We start from the raw sequence: 14,523 nt of genomic DNA on the forward strand, positions 1-14,523 counted from the left end.
GCTCAGGAGCCCGCCTGGAACGTGCCCGGGAAGAGATTCCCGGGCACTTCGATGGTGGCGGGCACATAGCGCAATTGGGCGCGCATCAGCGGGGTGCCCCCCGTCTGGCCGCGCTCCTCGCACCAGGCCTCGATGGCGACACACGCATCCTCGCCGCTGCTGGACACCAGGCGGCCCGTGAACGTCACACATTGGCCCAGCCGGGGCCGGGCCAGCAGCGTGACGTCGGACAGCTCCACCAGCTCGACCGGCGCTCCAAAATGCTGCCCCGGCAGCACGGCCCCCGCGAGGTCCATGGTGGCCAGCAGCCAGCCCGTGGGCACCTGGCCGCTGGCATCGATGTCCGCGGGCATGGTGATGGTCTTGAGCAGTGTCTGTGCCGCCGCTGTACCGGGCGCCGGCATGGTCAGCTCCCGCCCAGCAGGCGAGACAGCTCGGCCGCCTCCCGCTGCATGACCTGGGCCAACTGCTGCACCACGGCGGCACCCATCTGGCTGCTGAGCCCGACCACCACCAGGGTGTGGACCAGCCGTCCGCCCGGCGCGAAGACGGGCACGGCCACAACCGTGATGCCGGCCATGAAGTTGTCGCGGTCCAGGCTCCAGCCCCGGGACCGCGTGAGCTCGACCTCCTTCTTCCAGGTGGTGTACGTGGGGGCCTTGTCCCACACCACCCGGGCGAATTTCTCCTTGAGCGCGGGCCAGTTTTCGCCGCTGTAGGCAGCGATCAGCCGCCCCGTGGCGCTGACCAGCGTCTCGAACTGGCTGCCCACATCGGTGTGCACCCGAAACGGCTGGCTGGAGCGGGACAGCGCCAGCACCATCACCGTCTGGCGCGATGTGATCTCCACCCCCATGGCCGTCACGCCGAACTGCGCGGCCAGGCGGTCGAGCACCGGCTGCACCAGCTGCGTGAAGCCGCCGCCCTCCAGCACGCTGCGGGCCAGGCTGATCATGCCGGTGCCCAGCGCGTAGCGCTTGGTCGAAGGGTCGAGCGTGACCAGGTCTTCGGCCACCAGCACCCGCAGGATGTGCAGGCAGGTGCTGGGCACCAGGTGCAAGGCTTCGGCCACCGTCTTCAGCGTGAGCGGCTGCTTGTGCTCGCCCAGCAGCCGCAGGATGGCGATGGAGCGTGTCACGGCGGGCACGGGCCGCACGCGCACGCCTTTGGTCGGCTTGGTGTCGGCGGGGGGCGGGGCGGGCTTGGAGCGGGAGGCCATGGGCGGGTTCTGGAGCTTCAAACCGGCAAGCGTAAACCCATTTGTGGCCGCGTCGGCTGCAGCGCCGTGGTGCGGCCGGGCGCCGAAGAGGGCCATCAGGCTGTGGTGGGCTGGAATGTCCAGGGCGCGCTCCTTGTCAGGGTACAAAGGAATTTCGGCCACGGCGTGACGGCGGGCAGATGCCGGTGCGGGGCTGGCCGGCTTCATTTCATGGCTTTCATGAGCGCATGGGCCGTCAGCACCAGGCTCGCGCCCGCGCGCAGCTCGCCGCGCATGAAGACCAGGCTGCCGGTGCGCTCGATCACCTCGGCCCGCGCCTCGACGAACTGGCCGGGCCGCACCGGGCTCACGAAATGGGAATCGAGCTGCAACGTGACGCAGGGGCTGCGGCCGCAGGCTTCCCAGGCCACGGCGCTGAGGGCGTGGTCCATCAGGGTCATCAGCGCGCCGCCGTGGGCCGCCCCCGCGGGGTTGAGGTGCTGCGGTCCGACCGCGAAGCCATAGGCCCAGCCATGGTCTTCCCGCTGGGCCCACAGCGGCCCCGCGTGCTGGATGAAGCCGGCCAGGCTGCGCGCCTTCCAGCCCGTGCCTGGGGGAGAGAGGGTATCGGGCAATGTGAACTCCTCGCACCTGTCTGCAGGGCAGGTGGTGGAGGTAAATTGTACTTTTGAAAAATAATTGTATTAGTACAAAATACCTTGGGCATGAAGCTGCCCGGCCTGCGCGCCCATCAGCAGGCCGGGCCCTAAGCCCTGGAGCCGGCCGGCGGAATGGGCCGGGCCGCAGGAATCGCCGGAGTCCCTCAGGGCAGCTGCACCGTGTCCGCCAGGTGCCCGTACACCGCCGCGATGCGCCGCAGGTGGCGCGACTCGGGGTGCGTGAGCAGCCACAGTCCGTTGTCGCACTCGGGCAGCGAGCCGGTGAGCGGGCGCAGGTCGCCGCGGCCCTGGGCCAGGAAGGTGGGCAACACGCCCACGCCCGCGCCCCGGGCCACCAGTTCCATCACGGTGAGCAGGCTGTTGACGCGGTAGGTGGGTTGCGCCCTGGGGTACTGCTTCTTGCGCCAGCGCACCGAGGGGTGGCCGGGCATGGAGTCGTCGGGCGCGACCCAGGCCGCGCGGCCCGCCTCCACGTCGGACAGTGCCAGCGGGTTCGAGGCTGCGGTGTACAGCGCCGAACGGATCATGCCCAGCTGCCGGCCCACCAGGTGTTGCGGCGGGCGCCTGGTGGCGCGCACGGCGATGTCGGTGTCGCGCCGCGTGAGGCTCACCAGTTCATTGCCCGCATGCAGCTCGTACACCAGGGCCGGGTGGCGGGGCTGCAGCACCTGCAGGGCGGGGGCGATGAGGCCCTGCAGGATGGTGTCGGTGGTGGAGATGCGCACCGTGCCCGAGACCTGCTCGGGCTGCGCCTGCGTGGCGGTGCGGGCGGCCTCCAGCGCGGCTTCCACGCGCTCGGCCTGCTCGGCCAGGGCCTGGGCCAGCTCCGAGGCGCGGTAGCCCGCGCGCGAGCGCTCGAACAGCGGCTGGCCCAGCCCGCGCTCGATGCGCTGGATGGCGCGGAACACGGTGGACGCATCCACGCCCAGCCGCTCACCGGCCGCCGCCAGCGTGCCGGTGCGCACCATGGCCAGCAGCACCTCCAGCTCGGCGGCGCCCAGGCGGTATTGCGATGATGCAATGGATGTTTTCATGGATGCGTATTTTGTTTGCGTAAATGCAATCATAAATTCTGCCTGTCGCCCGTGCCACCGCTGTGTGCAGCGGCGATGCTCCCAACCCCTTTTTGCACAGAAAGCCCGCCACTGCCATGAAGCTCTACTACGCCCCCGGCGCCTGCTCGCTCGCCGTCCACATCGCGCTGCGCGAGGTCGGCGTCCCCTTCGACCTGACCAAGGTGGACCTGGCGCACCACACCACCGAGGCGGGTGCCAGCTACCTCGACATCTCCCCGCGCGGCTACGTGCCCTTGCTGGAGCTGGACGACCAGTCGCGCCACACCGAGGGCGCGGCGCTGTTGCAGTACGTGGCCGACCTGGACCCGGCGCAGGCGCTGATCGGCAAGCCCGGCTCGCGCGAGCGCCTGGCCGTGCTGGAGTGGCTCACCTTCGTCAGCACCGAGCTGCACAAGGGCTTCAGCCCCTGGCTGTGGCACAAGGAAACGGCCGAGTCCACGCGGCAGGCGGCCAAGGCCAAGCTGGCCGCGCGTTTTGCGGAGCTGGATGCCGTGCTCTCGCGCAGCGACTTCCTGGCAGGCGCGTACAGCGTGGCCGATGCGTATGGCTTCACCATCGTCAACTGGGCCCACCTGCTGGGCATGCCGCTCACGGCCTACCCGCATCTGCAGGCCTGGATGGCACGCGTGGCGGCCCGCCCGCAGGTGCAGGCCGCGCTGCGCGCCGAGGGGCTGGCACCGTGAGCGCAGCAGCGGCTGGCGCGCCCGCGCTCACGCTGGTCTCGCACGCGCTGTGCCCGTATGTGCAGCGCGTGGCCATCGTGCTGCGCGAGAAGGGCCTGGCGTTCGAGCGCCGCACCATCGACCTCGCCCACAAGCCCGACTGGTTCCTGGCCCTCTCGCCGCTGGGCAAGACGCCGGTATTGCAGGTGCGCGGCCAGAGCCTGTTCGAGTCGGCGGTGATCTGCGAGTACCTGGACGAGGTGGCCATGCCCGCGCTGCACCCGCAGGACCCGCTGCAGCGCGCCCGCCACCGTGCGTGGATGGAATTTGGCTCCACGGTGCTCAACACCATCGGCGCTTTTTACGCCGCGCCGGATGAAGCCGCGCTGCGGGCCCGCGCGCAGGAGCTGCGCGGCCGCTTCGTGCAGCTCGAAGAAGCGCTGGGTGCGTTCAGCGGCGCGGGGCCGTACTTTGCGGGGCCGGATTTCGGCATGGTGGATGTGGTGTTCGGCCCCGTGTTCCGGTACTTCGACGTCATCGACACGTTGCCGGGCGTGGACGGCCTGGGTCTCTGGCAAGGCTTGCCACGTGTGCTGCGCTGGCGCACAGCGCTGGCCGCGCGCGCCTCGGTGCAGCAGGCCGTCAGTGCGGACTATGCCGAAGGGCTGCGTGTGTTCCTGCGGGCGCGCGGCTCGGCACTGTCGCGCCGCATGGATGCGGTGACGGCGTAGCTGCCTCGATTCAATCGGCCCAGGTGCCCGGCGCCAGCCCGTCGAGCGTGTAGGGCCCGATGGCCGCGCGGATCAGCCGCAGCGTGGGGTGGCCCACGGCGGCCGTCATGCGCCGCACCTGGCGGTTGCGGCCTTCGCGGATGATGAGTTCGATCCACGCGGTGGGGATGGCCTTGCGCTCGCGGATGGGCGGGTTGCGCGCCCACACGGCAGGCGCGGGCTCCAGCAGGCGCGCGCGGGCGGGCAGGGTGGGGCCGTCGTTCAGCACCACGCCGCTGCGCAGCGCGGCCAGCGCGGCTTCGCCCGGGATGCCTTCCACCTGCACCCAGTAGGTCTTCTCCATCTTGAAGCGCGGGTCGGCAATGCGGGCCTGCAACGGCCCGTCGTTGGTCAGCAGCAGCAGCCCTTCGCTGTCGGCATCCAGCCGCCCCGCCACATACACGCCGGGCAGGTCGATGTAGTCCTTCAGGCCCTGCCACTTGCCCTCTGCCGTGAACTGGCTCAGCACGCCATAGGGTTTGTTGAAGCGGATCAGGCGCGAGGTCATGCGGGGAGTGATGTTGTGAATGAAATTGGCCGCTGGCGCTTGTCCATCAAGCGCAAGAAGCTATCAAAATGGTAGTTATGCGGGGATGAACAGCGCCGGGTCCACCATGGTGCGGTTGAGCATCACGCCCCAGTGCAGGTGCGGGCCGGTCACGCGGCCGGTGGCGCCCACCTTGCAGAACGCGTCGCCCGCGTTCACCACGTCGCCCACGCGCACATCCTTGCTGCTGAGGTGGGCGTACACGGTGAGCAGGCCCCGGCCGTGGTCGAGCCACACCGTGCCGCCGCTGAAGAAGTAGTCGCCCACGTCGATCACCCGGCCCGCCAGCGGCGCCACGATGGGCGTGCCCGTGGGCGCGGCGATGTCCATGCCGCTGTGCGGGTTGCGCGGCTGGCCGTTGAACACGCGCCGCAGCCCGAACGAGCTGGAGCGCCGCCCCGGCACCGGCACGCGCATGCGCGGCGATGCCGGCGCCTGGCCCGCGGGCTGCTCGGTGAAGGTGGCCATGACCCCGGCCTGGTGCTCGCGCTCGCGCTCGTAGCGTGCCTGGTCCTCGGGCGAGAGGTCCACCGTGCGCGGCGACACCTGCAGGTGCTGCTCCTTGTACTGCTTGTGCGCGACGGTGTAGTGCACCAGGCGCGGGCTGCCGCCGCCTTCGGCCAGCACGGTGATGAACGCATCGCCGGGCGCGGCGGCCAGCGGGATGCCCACGAGGGCGGTCCATTCGATGGCATCGCCCACCACCCGCAGCGGCACATCCACATCGCCCTGGCGCACCTGCGCCACCGGCCGCGTGGCCGCGGGCCCGAGCGACAGCCGCGCCACGCCCCCCGGCACCTGCAGCGCCTGGGGCCATACGGTGGGCGCGGGTGGCAAGGGCTTGGCGTGCAGCAGCCCCAGCATGGCGGGCTGCGCCAGAAGACCCGCCGCTCCCACCAGGGCGCTGCGACGGTTGATGGGGAGGGCGGGGTGGACGAGGGCAGGGCGGGCAGATTCAGACACGGCAGGGCAGGGATAAAAAGCGCAGTGGTGTGTGTTTGGGGAGACGGTGCGATGCGGCCGCTGTCGCGACCCGCACCAGCGATTGTGCCCCCGGTGTTGGCGGTGTCCGCCTACATTGCTCCGCCGGGCCGCCACCTACCATCGCGCCATGCCGAAAGCCGCCCACCGCCGCCGCCCTTCCACCCTGCTCACGGTTTTTCTCACGGCCCTGGCCACGGGCGCGCTGGTGTTGCTGGCGCTCAACTTCACGGCCGGCGAGAAGAAGGTGCAGCAACAACTGCCGCGCCTGTACAGCACCGCCCACCCGCAGTTCGAACGCGCGCTGGGCAGCCTGCTGGGCCCGGGCATCGTGGGCGGCAATGCGGTGACCGAGCTGCTCAACGGCGACCAGATCTTTCCGCCCATGCTGGCGGCCATCCAGGCAGCGCAAAAAAGCGTCACGTTCGAGACGTACATCTACTGGTCGGGCGACATCGGCAAGCAGTTTGCCGACGCCCTGAGCGAGCGCGCCCGCGCTGGCGTGCCGGTGCATGTGCTGCTCGACTGGGTGGGCAGCGCCAAGATGGAAGAGAGCTACCTGGCCGAGATGAAGGAGGCGGGCGTGCAGATCGAGAAGTTCCACAAGCCCCACTGGTACAACCTGGCGCGCCTGAACAACCGCACCCACCGCAAGCTGCTGGTGGCGGACGGGCAGGTGGCGTTCACCGGTGGCGTGGGCATAGCGCCCGAGTGGACGGGCCACGCGCAAGACCCCGACCACTGGCGCGACTCGCACTACCTGGTGCGCGGCCCCGCCGTGGCGCAGATGCAGGCCACATTTCTGGACAACTGGCTCAAGGTCACCGGCAAGGTGCTGCATGGCGAGGCGTACTTCCCGGCCATCGCGCCGGCGGGCACGCAAAAGGCGCAGATGTTCTCCAGCTCGCCTTCGAGCGGCAGCGAGAGCATGCAGCTCATGTACCACCTGGCCATCACGGCGGCCGAGCGCAGCATCGACCTGTCGGTGGCGTATTTCGTGCCCGATGAACTGACCCGCAAGTTGCTGATGGACGCCCTGGCGCGCGGCGTGCGCGTGCGCCTGGTCACCCCCGGCGAACACACTGACACCGAGACGGTGAAAGCCGCATCCCGCGCCACCTGGGGCGAGCTGCTGCAGGCCGGGGCCGAGATCTATGAGTACACGCCCACCATGTACCACTGCAAGGTCATGATCGTGGACCAGCTGCTGGTGTCGGTGGGCTCCACCAATTTCGACAACCGCTCGTTCCGCCTGAACGACGAGGCCAATCTCAACGTGTACGACACGGCATTCGCCAGGCGCCAGACAGCGGTGTTTGAAGACGACATCCGGCGGTCACGCCGCGTGACGTACGAGGCCTGGCGGGACCGCCCGCTGCGGGAGAAGGCGCACGAGAAACTGACGGGCTGGCTGCGCTCGCAGCTGTAACGGTGCTTGAGTGAAATAGGGCGCCAGCGCTCCTGGTGAAAGCGCCGGCTGCTATCAAAAGTGTAGTTTTCTGCTTTGGATGCGGGGTGGGGAGGGGGCGCCCCACGCCGGCATTGCCCCCTGTCCCACCGCTCAGTGCGTCACAAACTCGTACGTCACCGCTTCGCTGTCCACCATGTCGAGGATGTCGTCCAGCACGTCCTCGTCGTCGGTGCTGGCCCACAGGTCCTCGGGGTCGGCCGCAAACAGCGGCTCGATGGCGATGTCCATGTACTTGCCATCGGGCAGCTTGATGACGGGCGTGCCCTCGGAGGTATCGGCCAGCTCCCAGTCATCGGGCACGGTCATTTCGAGTTGGATGGTGACGTTGAGTTTTTTCATGGCGAGTCCTTGTTGCTGAACCGGGCAGGGTAACCGAGTTTGACAAGAAATGGGCGTGTAGCGCTTGTTGGACAAGCGCAATATGCTATAAAAAATAGAGCATGAGCCGTGGACGGAGCCTGAGTATGCCGGCCCCTGCGCGGTGCGGGCCTGCATGGCACGCCGCTTGCGACGCTGGGGTGTTGTGCAAACGCTGCCGTCAACGCGCATCCATGCACGCGTGCAATGCCCGTCCTGCGCCGCTGGCACCACCCCGGATGAACGCCCCTGGCTTTTGCCCGCGGGCCTGCTGTAATGTTTGCGGCGACGGGGTGTGCCGGCCGCTGCGGCCCGCGTGGCCGGTGCACCGTGCTGCCACACCCTTCGCCAAGCCACCTTTCACCCACTGGAGAACCTCGAAATGATCCCCAAGAAAATCCTCGCCCTTGCCGCAGCCGCCGTGGTGGCCAGCCTTGCCTTCAGCCAGGCCGCGCAGGCCGGCCCCCGGCTCGACAAGATCATGGAGGCCAAGGTCATCCGCGTGGGCACGCCCGGCGACTACCGCCCGTTTGCCATGAAGACCGACGCGGGCTACTCGGGCCATGACATCGACGTGATCGAGACCATGGCCAAGGAGCTGGGTGTGAAGATCGAATACGTGCCCACCACCTGGCCCAACCTGGTGAAGGACCTGCAGGGCGACAGGTTCGATGTGGCGGTGGGCGGCATCACGCGCAACGTCAACCGCATGCGCATCTTTGACATGCTGCCCGGCTACGCACCCTTCGGCAAGGTGGCCCTGGTGCGCGCGGCCGACAAGGCCAAATACACCAGCGTGGACGCGATGAACCAGCCCACGGTGCGTGTCATCAAGAACCCCGGGGGCACCAACGAAACCTATGTGCTGGCCAACCTGAAAACAGCCCAGGTCAGCACGCACGACAAGAACGCCGAGATCCCCGCGTTGATCGCTGAGGGCAAGGGCGACGTGATGATCACCGAGACGTACGAGGCCCTGCACTATGCCAAGGCCGACCCGCGCCTGCACGCCGCGTTCGTGGATGCACCGCTCACGCCCAAGAACTACCTGGGCTTCATGCTGCCCACCGACGATGCCGACTATGTGCGCGTGATGGGCTTCGTGTGGGGCCTGGTGGACAGCCGGGGCGCCATCAAGCAAGCCGCCGACAAGTGGCTGAAGTGAAGTGATGTGATGTGAATTGAGGGATGGGGAGGGGCTGGGGCGGCGGGCGCGTGGCGCGGCACCGCCTGCCGGTGCGCCGCCGTTCACCCCGCCGCCGGGGCCGTGTGCATGGCCCGGCCGGCACCGATTTACTCCGCCGGAATCTCCGGCTCCACCAGCAGCGCCAGCAGCTGCAGCGACTCCTGCCAGCCCAAGTAGCACGCCTCGGCGGGGATCACGGCAGGAATGCCCGCCTGCACGATGGACACCTCGGTGCCCACGATCACTTTTTTCAGCTGGATGGTGGTGCGCATCTCGCCCGGCAGGTTGGGGTCGTCGAACCGGTCGGTGTGCACGATGCGCTCGCCCGGCACCAGCTCCACATACTCGCCACCAAACGCATGCGTCTGGCCGTTGCTGAAGTTGGTGAACTGCATGCGGTAAGTGCCGCCCACGCGGGCATCCAGGCTCAGCACCCGGCCGGTGAACCCATGGGGCGGCAGCCACTTGCACATGGCGTCGGGGTCCAGGAACGCGCGGTAGATGCGCTCGGCCGGTGCGCGCAGCACGCGGTGCAGGGTGACGGTGCCTGTGGGGGTGGTGTTGGTGGTCATGCTGGGGTCTCCTTGGGGGTGGACATCAGGGTGGATGAAGGCGTGAGCCGCTCAACCATATCGCTCATTCAACGTGTTCACACCCTGACGACGAACGGGCCCGCGCGTTTTCGACAAGCCGCCGCTGCCACCGCGGCTTTTTTTCGTTTCAGGCGGAAACCATGCGGGCCCCAAAACTCTCGCTGCCCTGGGCCCAGGCCAGCAGCCGGTCGATGTTGGGGTGCTTGCCCGGGAAGGCCTGCGCGTCGGCCACATGCTCGGCGTACCACTCCAGCCCCAGGGTGGCGGCCGCGGGCGTGATGCGGCCGCCATACAGCGCCGCCAGCGCGGCATACACGGCCAGCGAACCCGTCTGGCCGGGCTTGTTCTCGATGGTGGCCAGCACCTGGCCGCCAGCGTCCAGCAGGTGCAGGGCGGCGAGGTGGCTTGTGGAAGGAAGCAGCTGAAGGCGGTTTGCGAAATTCATGGGCAAGGACAAAGAGTGGGTGCCACGGGCGGATTCCCCGGCCCGCAGCGAATGGATGGATCGTGTGGGCCCGCATTGTCGTGCCACCCGGTGGGCCGCACAAACGATCCCGTGTCCCGCGCAGCGCGCCTGAATCTTTTTACGAAGGATTGACCAATTCATAGCCGTTTGGTTATTATTCGTCATCCATAACCAATGAGTTATATCCTGTGAAATCCCCTGAAGACCTGACCTTCGCGGCGTTGTCGGACCCCACGCGCCGTTCCATCTTCCAGCAGCTGTCCCGGGAGGGGCAGCAGACCGTGAACGTGCTGACGGGGCATTCCCACATTTCGCAACCTGCGGTGTCCAAGCACCTGGCCGTGCTCAAGCGCGCGGGGCTGGTGGAAGACCGCCGTGCCGGGCGCGAAACCTACTACCAGGTGCGGCGCGAAGGGTTGGCGCCCCTGGTGGACTGGATGAGCGTCTATGCCGGCTTCTGGAACCAGCGCCTGGATGACCTGGAGAACCTGCTCGGACGCATGGACCAATGACTGCGCAACTCCACTCCAGCAAAGACACCATGCAGAACCGCCATCACCGTTCCAGCCCCGAGGCTGCCGTCGCGCTCACCTTGCAGGCGGTGCGCCATGGCTGACGCAACCCGATCCCATGGCCCCACCCCCACGGCGCAAGGCACCCGGTCCCTGGTGTTCGAGCGGCAGCTACCCCACCCGCGCGAGAAGGTCTGGCGCGCGCTCACCCAGTCCTGGCTGATGCAGGAGTGGCTCATGCCAAACGACTTCGTGGCCGAGGTGGGGCACCGCTTCACGCTGCGCGCGCAGCCCCTGCCGGGCTGGTCGGGCGTGACGCACTGCGAGGTGACCCTGGTGGAGGAACCCAGCCAGCTCGCCTACCGCTGGGGCAACGGCACCGAGTCGGCCAATGGGCTCATCACCCACATCACCTGGACCTTGCAGGAGCACGGCGGCGGCACGCTGCTGCGCATGGAGCAGGCGGGTTTCCGGCCCAACGATGGCATCAGCTTCGAGCGCATGGGCGGCTTGTGGCCGCGCATTCTGGAGCGCCTGGAGCAGGTGGTGCACAGCCGCGAAGGCCCCTAACGCCAGCCTGCCACGGCCTAGCCAACCTCCCTCATATCCCTCACCCACAGTTTCTCAACCCATGAACTCAAGCATGAACATGACCCTGACGACGCCCACTCTCCAACCCACCCGCGCCCCTGGTGTGCGCATTGCCATCGTCTTTCACAGCGGCTATGGCCACACGGCCCGGCAGGCCCAGGCCGTGAAAGAAGGCGTGGCGCAGGTGGAGGGCACCGAGCCCCTCCTCATGACCGTGGAAGAAGCGCCCTCACGGTGGAATGACCTCGCGTCCGCCGACGCCATCATCTTCGGCGCGCCCACCTATGTCGCCAGCGCCTCGTCGCAGTTCAAGGCCTTCCAGGAAGCCACGTCCAACGTGGTCATGGCCAAAGGCCTCGGCTGGAAGGACAAGATCGCCGCGGGCTTCACCAACTCGGGCTCGCGCTCGGGGGACAAGCTTTCCACCCTGATGCAGATGGCCCTGTTCGCCGCGCAGCACGGCATGCACTGGGTGAACCTGGCGCTGCCCCCGGGCAACTGCTCGTCCACCGGGTCGGAGGAAGACCTGAACCGCCTGGGCTTCTGGCTGGGCGCCGCGGCGCAGTCCAACACCGACCAGGGTGCCGACGTGGTGCCGCCAGAGGCAGACCTGGCCACGGCGCGGTACCTGGGGGAACGCGTGGCCCACACCACGCTGCAGTTTGTGCGGGGGCGTGTGCACTGAGGCTGGCTTGTGGCCTTCTGGCCAGCGCGCTGAGATTTCAGTGAAATGGGCTGCTGGAGCTGGATGGATAAGCGCTGGCAGCTATCAAAACTGAAGCGCAATCGATTCCAGGAAGAAGGACGCACCGGCCCCTGCGCGCGCGGGCACCGGTTCAGGCCTGCCACACCCCAAACCCCGCCGAGCGCAGGTCGATGCCGATCTCGATCTCCCGGTCCACCGCGTCTTCGTAGCTCATGGGGTTGAAGCCTTCGTACAGGTCGGGCAGCAGGCGCAGGCCGTACTGCTGTACAAACCGGTTCGCCTGGATGCCTGCCTTGTGCTTGTCAAACCGCACGTCCGGGTCCAGGCCCGTCATGCCCACGTACACGCAGGGTTTGCCGTCGATGTAGCCGGGGTTGTTCTTGCGAAAGCGGGGCTCGTTCAGCACGTCCTTCGAAAGCTCGACGACATAGACGTGGTGGTGGAGTTTGCGGCGGGGCATGGAGCGACAGGAGGAAAAAAGAACCACCGGCGCAGCGGGAACACGCGCAGGCAGCGCCGGCAAGCGTAGCAAAACCCGGCGCATTGCTGGCGCGGATGCTCCGGCACTGCCCAATTCGCGCCTTTTAAAACCAAAAAGAATATTAATTCAAATTCAAATGCGAATTGATATATACTGAGTGGGTTGCAGTCACGGCCCTTAACGCGTGCCGTCACCGCAACGCCTGCTCTGTGGCGGCCATCCGCCCCAGGCCAGCCGCCTTTTGCGACCTTTGTCGCCCAGTGGGTCTGTAGAGCTGCAGCCCACCGAGTCCCTCGATGCTCACGCAGGTCGATTTCCAAGCCTGCGATCCTGAATGAACCAGATTTCAAAGACCGCCATTTCCATGGGCCAGTACGTCGTTTCGCCCGCGACACACCCGACCGACTGCGGCCGCTTCCGCGCCTCCTTCTCGGTCCACCGTTCCCAAGGCAACGGCAGCTACTGCCGTGTCTTCCGTTTCGACAAAGCCTTTGCCTCGCGCGAAGCCGCCCGGCTCTTTGCCGTTACCCAGGGCTGGCTGCAAACGTGCATGCCGCATCCCCCCGTGTGCTGATGGATGGCCTGCCCACCGCAGACCCCATCCACGCTTCCTCGTTGTGGCGGACATCCGGTCCGCACACCCTTGTCCCAACGGTGCGCCCTGCGTTGCGCGCCCTCCTTCAGAAAGGCTCCTCCATGAGCACCAAGATCTACGTGGGCAACTTGCCCTATTCCGTGACCGATTCCAGCCTGGAAAGCAACTTTGCCGAGTTTGGCCGGGTTTCCTCCGCCAAGGTCATGATGGACCGCGAGACCGGCCGCTCCAAGGGCTTCGGCTTTGTGGAAATGGCGTCCGCCGAAGTCGCCCAGGCCGCCATCACCGCGCTGCACGGCATGTCTGTCGATGGGCGCGCGATTGTCGTGAACCTCGCCCGCCCCCGCGAAGAGGGTGGCGGCTCGGGTGGCTACAGCGCGGGCGGCTACAGTGCCAGCAAACGCTCGGACATCGGCTACGGCACGGGTGGCTACGGCGGCGGGCGCTACTGAACCCGGCAGCTTCCTCTGAAAAACCGGCTCCGCGGAGCCGGTTTTTTTTCGTCCCGGCCCAGCGGCATGGAGCCATCCCCACAGCGGCGCGGGCCACCTTGCGCGCGCGGTGCACTGGGGCAGAATCCAGCCATTGGTGAGCTGAAGAACGGCAAACCAAGGAAGCACATCACATGAAATCCATCCATTGGTTCTCCCTGGCTGCGCTCGTCCTGGGGCTGGCGCTGCTCTTCCTGGGGTCTTCAACCGCAGGCGGGGTCGTCCTGGGGCTTGCCTTCGCCGTGGAGCTGATTTGCTCCGCATTGACGGGAAAACAGACGAACGATGGCACCCATTGATGTCCGCAAGGGGCGCGGAAGCGGCGCCGTCCGTGAAGAAAAAAATGGCCGGCCAACCTAGGCCCGCCTGGAGGCCTCCTACGGAGGGCTTCCCAAAGCGCCTAGCAGGCGTGCGCTCACCTCTGATGCATCAAGCGTGGCGAACTGCATGTTGTGCTGATCCGTCAGCGGGCCGTGGCCGGGTTCCATGCCACCGGCAGCGCTGTAGCCCATGGCCTTGAACTTCCAGACCCCGCCGACCAGCTTGAGCGAACCCACATGCGCGCCATCGGCGGTGTGCACTGACACCACCCCGGCGTTGAGCGGCAACAACTGCAAGGGGCCCGCCACCGGGCCGGCCGGCACGTGGGCGAAGGTGGGAGTGAACGTGGCCGACAAGGGCTGGGTGTGAGGCATGGCGGTGTTTGTACCGTAAAAGCGCGGCGCCCACCGCCTGGTGCCGTGCGGGGAATCGGCAGGCAGAAGTCTGTCTACGGCCAGAAGCTGCCGGTGGTGAATCGTGAAAGCGGACGCTCAATGAACTGAGCTAGCGGCCCGCAGAATGTTGGTTCGCTTGAGTGGTGGGTTAGACGCTGAAACGCTACTTTGTCTTCCGTTTTTGCTGACCAAATGGCCACCAACCTAGCAAAAAAAGTGGAAGGGACAGAAGTACCTTTAGTGCGGCATAGTTCGTTGCATCCAAGGTGGGGGCAGCGGCGGGCCCAACGATACCGCCTTGCTGAACATATTGCTCTCGATATTTCAGTAGCTCATCAGAGTTGCATGCTGCAGGGCAACTGCATGCGATGCATTCCAAGGCTGCAGGGCTGTTCGATGCCCCGCAGGATAAGCAAGACCATTGATATTCAGGCATAGCTTCAA

Annotated in this window: 21 protein-coding genes; 10 read left to right on the top strand and 11 right to left on the bottom strand. The window is 67.1% G+C overall.

Annotation, left to right across the window (positions count from 1 at the left end; genetic code table 11):
* Nucleotides 1–2: 2 nt before the first annotated feature.
* From KW843_RS05095 to KW843_RS05110, 4 genes are all read right to left on the bottom strand, one after another.
* The gene (locus tag KW843_RS05095) at nt 3–404 is read right to left on the bottom strand and encodes a hypothetical protein (RefSeq protein WP_218293991.1); all 402 of its coding nucleotides are present in this window, start codon (nt 402–404) and stop codon (nt 3–5) included.
* 2 nt (nt 405–406) lie between these two features.
* Entirely contained in the window at nt 407–1,219 is an 813-nt protein-coding gene (locus KW843_RS05100) for an IclR family transcriptional regulator (protein ID WP_255594543.1), read from the bottom strand.
* A gap of 203 nt (nt 1,220–1,422) precedes the next feature.
* Entirely contained in the window at nt 1,423–1,833 is a 411-nt protein-coding gene (locus KW843_RS05105) for a PaaI family thioesterase (protein ID WP_218293992.1), read from the bottom strand.
* A gap of 188 nt (nt 1,834–2,021) precedes the next feature.
* Nucleotides 2,022–2,912, bottom strand: coding sequence for a LysR family transcriptional regulator (locus KW843_RS05110; protein WP_218293993.1), 891 nt, complete (start codon nt 2,910–2,912; stop codon nt 2,022–2,024).
* A 116-nt stretch (nt 2,913–3,028) separates the two neighbouring features.
* On the opposite strand from KW843_RS05110, the gene gstA reads away from it, so the two are divergent.
* Both gstA and KW843_RS05120 read left to right on the top strand, forming a co-directional pair.
* Nucleotides 3,029–3,637 (top strand): glutathione transferase GstA, encoded by a 609-nt coding sequence (gene gstA, locus KW843_RS05115; RefSeq protein WP_218293994.1) that lies wholly within the window; start codon nt 3,029–3,031, stop codon nt 3,635–3,637.
* On the top strand, nt 3,634–4,347 hold the full coding sequence (locus tag KW843_RS05120; RefSeq protein ID WP_218293995.1) for a glutathione S-transferase family protein: 714 nt from the start codon (nt 3,634–3,636) through the stop codon (nt 4,345–4,347). The genes gstA and KW843_RS05120 overlap by 4 nt, the downstream gene beginning before the upstream one ends.
* A 10-nt stretch (nt 4,348–4,357) precedes the next feature.
* On the opposite strand, the gene KW843_RS05125 is transcribed toward KW843_RS05120, so the two are convergent.
* Nucleotides 4,358–4,894 (bottom strand): pseudouridine synthase, encoded by a 537-nt coding sequence (locus tag KW843_RS05125; protein ID WP_218293996.1) that lies wholly within the window; start codon nt 4,892–4,894, stop codon nt 4,358–4,360.
* Between the two features lie 75 nt (nt 4,895–4,969).
* The gene (locus KW843_RS05130) at nt 4,970–5,896 is read right to left on the bottom strand and encodes a peptidoglycan DD-metalloendopeptidase family protein (RefSeq protein WP_218293997.1); all 927 of its coding nucleotides are present in this window, start codon (nt 5,894–5,896) and stop codon (nt 4,970–4,972) included.
* A 148-nt stretch (nt 5,897–6,044) separates the two neighbouring features.
* Here KW843_RS05130 and KW843_RS05135 point away from each other — a divergent pair, with 148 nt between their 5' ends.
* Entirely contained in the window at nt 6,045–7,343 is a 1,299-nt protein-coding gene (locus KW843_RS05135) for a phosphatidylserine/phosphatidylglycerophosphate/cardiolipin synthase family protein (protein WP_218293998.1), read from the top strand.
* Between the two features lie 132 nt (nt 7,344–7,475).
* Here the strand turns inward: KW843_RS05135 and KW843_RS05140 are convergent, their stop codons facing one another.
* Nucleotides 7,476–7,724: a hypothetical protein gene (locus KW843_RS05140; RefSeq protein ID WP_218293999.1), complete on the bottom strand. Its 249-nt coding sequence runs from the start codon at nt 7,722–7,724 to the stop codon at nt 7,476–7,478.
* Nucleotides 7,725–8,124: 400 nt separating this feature from the next.
* Between KW843_RS05140 and KW843_RS05145 the strand changes: the two genes are divergently transcribed.
* Nucleotides 8,125–8,907: a transporter substrate-binding domain-containing protein gene (locus KW843_RS05145; RefSeq protein WP_218294000.1), complete on the top strand. Its 783-nt coding sequence runs from the start codon at nt 8,125–8,127 to the stop codon at nt 8,905–8,907.
* 128 nt (nt 8,908–9,035) lie between these two features.
* Here KW843_RS05145 and KW843_RS05150 read toward each other — a convergent pair whose 3' ends face one another.
* Nucleotides 9,036–9,500, bottom strand: coding sequence for an SRPBCC family protein (locus tag KW843_RS05150; RefSeq protein WP_218294001.1), 465 nt, complete (start codon nt 9,498–9,500; stop codon nt 9,036–9,038).
* Between the two features lie 148 nt (nt 9,501–9,648).
* A complete protein-coding gene (locus KW843_RS05155) occupies nt 9,649–9,966 on the bottom strand; it encodes a DUF2322 family protein (RefSeq protein WP_218294002.1) in 318 nt (105 codons plus the stop codon).
* Between the two features lie 209 nt (nt 9,967–10,175).
* Here KW843_RS05155 and KW843_RS05160 point away from each other — a divergent pair, with 209 nt between their 5' ends.
* The 3 genes from KW843_RS05160 (at nt 10,176) to KW843_RS05170 (ending at nt 11,775) form a co-directional block, all read left to right on the top strand.
* Nucleotides 10,176–10,499 carry a helix-turn-helix transcriptional regulator gene (locus KW843_RS05160; RefSeq protein WP_057272387.1) on the top strand — a complete coding sequence of 108 codons (324 nt, stop codon included), beginning with the start codon at nt 10,176–10,178 and terminating at the stop codon, nt 10,497–10,499.
* A gap of 96 nt (nt 10,500–10,595) precedes the next feature.
* Nucleotides 10,596–11,069 (top strand): SRPBCC domain-containing protein, encoded by a 474-nt coding sequence (locus KW843_RS05165; protein WP_218294003.1) that lies wholly within the window; start codon nt 10,596–10,598, stop codon nt 11,067–11,069.
* A gap of 79 nt (nt 11,070–11,148) precedes the next feature.
* Nucleotides 11,149–11,775: a flavodoxin family protein gene (locus tag KW843_RS05170; RefSeq protein WP_218294458.1), complete on the top strand. Its 627-nt coding sequence runs from the start codon at nt 11,149–11,151 to the stop codon at nt 11,773–11,775.
* A gap of 151 nt (nt 11,776–11,926) precedes the next feature.
* Here the strand turns inward: KW843_RS05170 and KW843_RS05175 are convergent, their stop codons facing one another.
* The gene (locus tag KW843_RS05175) at nt 11,927–12,256 is read right to left on the bottom strand and encodes a hypothetical protein (RefSeq protein WP_218294004.1); all 330 of its coding nucleotides are present in this window, start codon (nt 12,254–12,256) and stop codon (nt 11,927–11,929) included.
* A 355-nt stretch (nt 12,257–12,611) separates the two neighbouring features.
* On the opposite strand from KW843_RS05175, the gene KW843_RS05180 reads away from it, so the two are divergent.
* The 3 genes from KW843_RS05180 to KW843_RS05190 all read left to right on the top strand — a co-directional run bounded on the left by KW843_RS05180 (nt 12,612) and on the right by KW843_RS05190 (nt 13,662).
* A complete protein-coding gene (locus tag KW843_RS05180; protein ID WP_218294005.1) occupies nt 12,612–12,851 on the top strand; it encodes a hypothetical protein in 240 nt (79 codons plus the stop codon).
* Between the two features lie 122 nt (nt 12,852–12,973).
* On the top strand, nt 12,974–13,324 hold the full coding sequence (locus tag KW843_RS05185; RefSeq protein ID WP_218294006.1) for an RNA-binding protein: 351 nt from the start codon (nt 12,974–12,976) through the stop codon (nt 13,322–13,324).
* A 173-nt stretch (nt 13,325–13,497) separates the two neighbouring features.
* Nucleotides 13,498–13,662: a hypothetical protein gene (locus tag KW843_RS05190; RefSeq protein ID WP_218294007.1), complete on the top strand. Its 165-nt coding sequence runs from the start codon at nt 13,498–13,500 to the stop codon at nt 13,660–13,662.
* Nucleotides 13,663–13,740: 78 nt separating this feature from the next.
* Here KW843_RS05190 and KW843_RS05195 read toward each other — a convergent pair whose 3' ends face one another.
* Nucleotides 13,741–14,058 (bottom strand): hypothetical protein, encoded by a 318-nt coding sequence (locus KW843_RS05195; RefSeq protein ID WP_255594544.1) that lies wholly within the window; start codon nt 14,056–14,058, stop codon nt 13,741–13,743.
* Nucleotides 14,059–14,523: the final 465 nt, after the last annotated feature.

Origin of the sequence: Acidovorax sp. sif1233 (assembly GCF_019218755.1) — a bacterium.
Classification (GTDB): Bacteria; Pseudomonadota; Gammaproteobacteria; order Burkholderiales; family Burkholderiaceae_C; genus Acidovorax.

Bases quoted from the DNA above. Each gene is read 5' to 3' on its own strand.
- KW843_RS05095 (WP_218293991.1), bottom strand. From the start codon at position 404: ATGCCGGCGCCCGGTACAGCGGCGGCACAGACACTGCTCAAGACCATC.
- KW843_RS05100 (WP_255594543.1), bottom strand. From the start codon at position 1,219: ATGGCCTCCCGCTCCAAGCCCGCCCCGCCCCCCGCCGACACCAAGCCG.
- KW843_RS05110 (WP_218293993.1), bottom strand. From the start codon at position 2,912: ATGAAAACATCCATTGCATCATCGCAATACCGCCTGGGCGCCGCCGAG.
- gstA (WP_218293994.1), top strand. From the start codon at position 3,029: ATGAAGCTCTACTACGCCCCCGGCGCCTGCTCGCTCGCCGTCCACATC.
- KW843_RS05125 (WP_218293996.1), bottom strand. From the start codon at position 4,894: ATGACCTCGCGCCTGATCCGCTTCAACAAACCCTATGGCGTGCTGAGC.
- KW843_RS05135 (WP_218293998.1), top strand. From the start codon at position 6,045: ATGCCGAAAGCCGCCCACCGCCGCCGCCCTTCCACCCTGCTCACGGTT.
- KW843_RS05140 (WP_218293999.1), bottom strand. From the start codon at position 7,724: ATGAAAAAACTCAACGTCACCATCCAACTCGAAATGACCGTGCCCGAT.
- KW843_RS05145 (WP_218294000.1), top strand. From the start codon at position 8,125: ATGATCCCCAAGAAAATCCTCGCCCTTGCCGCAGCCGCCGTGGTGGCC.
- KW843_RS05150 (WP_218294001.1), bottom strand. From the start codon at position 9,500: ATGACCACCAACACCACCCCCACAGGCACCGTCACCCTGCACCGCGTG.
- KW843_RS05155 (WP_218294002.1), bottom strand. From the start codon at position 9,966: ATGAATTTCGCAAACCGCCTTCAGCTGCTTCCTTCCACAAGCCACCTC.
- KW843_RS05165 (WP_218294003.1), top strand. From the start codon at position 10,596: ATGGCTGACGCAACCCGATCCCATGGCCCCACCCCCACGGCGCAAGGC.
- KW843_RS05170 (WP_218294458.1), top strand. From the start codon at position 11,149: ATGACCCTGACGACGCCCACTCTCCAACCCACCCGCGCCCCTGGTGTG.
- KW843_RS05175 (WP_218294004.1), bottom strand. From the start codon at position 12,256: ATGCCCCGCCGCAAACTCCACCACCACGTCTATGTCGTCGAGCTTTCG.
- KW843_RS05180 (WP_218294005.1), top strand. From the start codon at position 12,612: ATGAACCAGATTTCAAAGACCGCCATTTCCATGGGCCAGTACGTCGTT.
- KW843_RS05185 (WP_218294006.1), top strand. From the start codon at position 12,974: ATGAGCACCAAGATCTACGTGGGCAACTTGCCCTATTCCGTGACCGAT.
- KW843_RS05190 (WP_218294007.1), top strand. From the start codon at position 13,498: ATGAAATCCATCCATTGGTTCTCCCTGGCTGCGCTCGTCCTGGGGCTG.
- KW843_RS05195 (WP_255594544.1), bottom strand. From the start codon at position 14,058: ATGCCTCACACCCAGCCCTTGTCGGCCACGTTCACTCCCACCTTCGCC.